We start from the raw sequence: 438 nt of genomic DNA on the forward strand, positions 1-438 counted from the left end.
TCGGGCGCGAGCTGCGAGTGATCGGCACCGGGAGTGCCGCCAAGCGCGAGCACGCCGAGGCCATCGGGGTGCGGTTCATCGACTACACCGCCGGGGACGTCGTCGCTGCGGCACGCGAGCCGGCCCCGGACGGTGTCGACGGGATCGTCGATCTGGTCGGAGGCGCCGCGCTGCGGACGGTCGCTCCGCTGGCGCGGGATCCTCGCAACGTCATCGCCGTGGGTGATTCGTCGGTGCCCGACCTCGGCGGGCGTTTCGTCGAGCGTCGCATCGACCGCGAGAATCTGGAGCGCTCGGCCCGGCTGGCCCTCGACGGAGTCCTCGCACCTGTGATCACTGCGGTCCATCCGCTCTCCGACGCCCCGGCCGCCCTCGCCACCGTCGAGAGCGGTCACACTTCGGGCAAGGTTGTCATCAAGGTGACATGAGAAGGGCCCG

1 protein-coding gene is annotated in these 438 nt (G+C 71.0%); it reads left to right on the forward strand.

The window, feature by feature from the left end; genetic code table 11:
- On the forward strand, positions 1-428 hold a 428-nt coding region (locus K7711_RS47140), incomplete at its 5' end, for a zinc-binding dehydrogenase (RefSeq protein WP_222979712.1).
- Positions 429-438: the final 10 nt, after the last annotated feature.

It is taken from the genome of Nocardia coffeae, assembly GCF_019890715.1.
In the GTDB taxonomy this organism is placed as follows: Bacteria; Actinomycetota; Actinomycetes; order Mycobacteriales; family Mycobacteriaceae; genus Nocardia; species Nocardia jiangxiensis.